Origin of the sequence: Barnesiella sp. WM24, assembly GCF_004570975.1 — a bacterium.
Classification (GTDB): domain Bacteria; phylum Bacteroidota; class Bacteroidia; order Bacteroidales; family Muribaculaceae; genus Muribaculum.
Genome location: NZ_SPPC01000027.1, coordinates 1 through 3,243, shown reverse-complemented (window position 1 = coordinate 3,243; position 3,243 = coordinate 1). Strand labels below are relative to the sequence as shown.

Sequence of the window (3,243 nt, the reverse complement as noted above, 5' to 3'; positions counted from 1 at the left end):
GACACGGGTCGTTACAAGATAAACAAAGGAAAGGAGACAAGGGCACATGAAGGATGCCTTGGCTCTCGGAGGCGAAGAAGGACGTGATAAGCTGCGATAAGCCGCGGTCAGGGGCAAATACCCGTTTAGCCGCGGATTTCCGAATGGGGCAACCCGCCGGAGGCGACTCCGGCACTCCAGCAAGACTGGAGGGCGAACCCGGGGAACTGAAACATCTCATTACCCGGAGGAAGAGAAAATAACAATGATTCCGCAAGTAGTGGCGAGCGAACGCGGAAGAGCCCAAACCGGGGCCGTCACGGCGGTTCCGGGGTTGTAGGGCCGGTCGACAAAGCGATATGGCAAGGATAGCGGAACGCTCTGGAAAGTGCGGCCGCAGCGGGTGACAGCCCCGTACGCGAAATCTCAGCCATGGGCGAGACCGGTACCTGAGTAGCGCGGGACACGAGAAATCCTGTGTGAACCAGCGGGGACCATCCCGTAAGGCTAAATACTACCGAGAGACCGATAGTGGACCAGTACCGTGAGGGAAAGGTGAAAAGAACCCCGAACAGGGGAGTGAAACAGACCCTGAAATCATGTGCCTACAAGCGGTCCGAGCCACTACGTGTGGTGAGGGCGTGCCTTTTGCATAATGAACCTACGAGTCACCGTCGCCGGCGAGGCTAAGTGCGAAGACGCACGGAGCCGAAGCGAAAGCGAGTCTGAACAAGGCGATACAGTCGGCGGGGGTGGACGCGAAACCAAGTGATCTACCCTTGGGCAGGTTGAAGGACGGGTAACACCGTCTGGAGGACCGAACCGGTAAGCGTTGAAAAGCTTTCGGATGACCTGAGGGTAGGAGTGAAAGGCCAATCAAACTTGGAGATAGCTCGTACTCCCCGAAATGCATTTAGGTGCAGCCTCGGGCTTAGTACCGCGGAGGTAGAGCGACCGATAGGATGCGAGGGCTTCACCGCCTATCAAGTCCTGACGAACTCCGAATGCCGCGGCACGATACCCGGGAGTGAGGGCGCGGGTGCTAAGGTCCGCGTCCGAGAGAGGAACAACTCAGACCACCGGCCAAGGCCCCCAAATGCGGGCTAAGTTGAAGACCATAACGAGGTGGGACCGCCTGGACAGCTAGGATGTTGGCTTGGAAGCAGCCATTCATTTAAAGAGTGCGTAACAGCTCACTAGTCGAGTGGTCCCGCATGGATAATAATCGGGCATAAGTCCGCTGCCGAAGCCGTGGAATGCAGCTTTGAGCTGCATTGGTAGGGGAGCATTCCGCAGGCCGTCGAAGGCTTGGCGTGAGCCATGCTGGAGGTACCGGAAAAGCAAATGTAGGTATAAGTAACGACAAGGAGGGCGAGAAACCCTCCCGCCGAAAGACCAAGGGTTCCTGATCAACGCTAATCGGATCAGGTTAAGTCGGGGCCTAATGGGCAGCCGCAAGGCGGACCAGATGGACAGCCGGTCAACATTCCGGCACCCTTTGAGAGAGCGATGCGGCGACGGAGAAGTGACACACCCGCGCACTGACGGAATAGTGCGTTGAACCGGGTAGCTATACGTGGCGTAGTGAAGTACGCGCCATGTGGTGAGCCGGGATAGTACCGAGCGCCCCCGGGCAATCGGATAGCGGTGGTAACCATGCTCCCAAGAAAACCCGCTAAGCAATCTTTCAGAGGCCCGTACCGCAAACCGACACAGGTGGTCGGGTAGAAAATACCAAGGCGCTCGAGAGATTCATGGTTAAGGAACTAGGCAAACTGACCCCGTAACTTCGGGATAAGGGGTCCCCGCTCCAGGGCGGGGCGCAGAGAATAGGTCCAGGCAACTGTTTAACAAAAACACAGGGCTATGCAAAGTTTAAAGACGAAGAATATAGCCTGACACCTGCCCGGTGCCGGAAGGTTAAGAGGAGATGTCATCGCAAGAGAAGCATTGAATTGAAGCCCCGGTAAACGGCGGCCGTAACTATAACGGTCCTAAGGTAGCGAAATTCCTTGTCGGGTAAGTTCCGACCTGCACGAATGGTGTAATGATCTGGACACTGTCTCAACCATGAGCTCGGTGAAATTGTAGTATCGGTGAAGATGCCGATTACCCGCAACGGGACGAAAAGACCCCGTGAACCTTTACTGCAGCTTAGCACTGTGACCGGGTGTGCGATGTGTAGGATAGTCAGGAGGCAGTGAGACGGCGACGCCAGTCGTCGTGGAGCCGTTGTTGAAATACTGACCTTCGCACATTTGGTCTCTAACACGCTGAAGCGTGGACACTGCTTGGTGGGTAGTTTGACTGGGGTGGTCGCCTCCAAAAGAGTAACGGAGGCTTCTAAAGGTACCCTCAGGCCGATTGGTAACCGGCCGCAGAGTGTAATGGCACAAGGGTGCTTGACTGGGAGACTAACAAGTCGCACAGGTAGGAAACTAGAGCATAGTGATCCGGTGGTTCCGCATGGAAGGGCCATCGCTCAAAGGATAAAAGGTACTCCGGGGATAACAGGCTGATCCCTCCCAAGAGCTCATATCGACGGAGTGGTTTGGCACCTCGATGTCGGCTCGTCACATCCCGGGGCTGGAGAAGGTCCCAAGGGTTAGGCTGTTCGCCTATTAAAGTGGCACGCGAGCTGGGTTCAGAACGTCGTGAGACAGTTCGGTCTCTATCTGTTGTGGGCGCAGGAGATTTGCGGGGCTCCGACACTAGTACGAGAGGACCGTGTTGGACAGACCTCCGGTTTACCGGTTGTACCGCCAGGTGCACCGCCGGGTATCCGCGTCTGGTCAGGATAAGTGCTGAAAGCATCTAAGCACGAAGCCCTCCCCAAGATAAGATCTCCACATTAGGGTCGTTGTAGACTACGACGTAGATAGGACGCAGGTGCAGGTGCAGCAATGCACACAGCCGAGCGTTACTAATCGCCCGAACCCTTTCCCGGGGCGCAGCCCCCCGTCATCAAGGCTGCAAGAAAGTTCGACAGAGCTCGACGAGAGAAAGCTTGAATCGAGTGTATCCGCTTCCAAGGTCACTGACCGCCGTCTTTCCTGAGACATACCGGTCCATGAGCGCAGGAAAAGTCACCTGTCATGGACGCAGGCAAAGAAAAAGACTAAGGTGGTGATAGCGCGGGGGCTCCACCTCTTCCCATTCCGAACAGAGAAGTTAAACCCCGCCACGCCGATGGTACTGCGAAAGTGGGAGAGTAGGTAACCGCCCCCTTCGAGGCTGCAAGCAACCCTTGCAGCCTCTTTTTTT

General features: G+C 56.2%; 2 rRNA genes. Both read left to right on the top strand.

The window, feature by feature from the left end:
- The first annotated feature begins 26 nt into the window (after positions 1-26).
- Positions 27-2,926, top strand: a 23S ribosomal RNA gene (locus E4T81_RS15470).
- 172 nt (positions 2,927-3,098) lie between these two features.
- Positions 3,099-3,207: ribosomal RNA gene (gene rrf, locus E4T81_RS15465) — 5S ribosomal RNA — on the top strand.
- Positions 3,208-3,243: the final 36 nt, after the last annotated feature.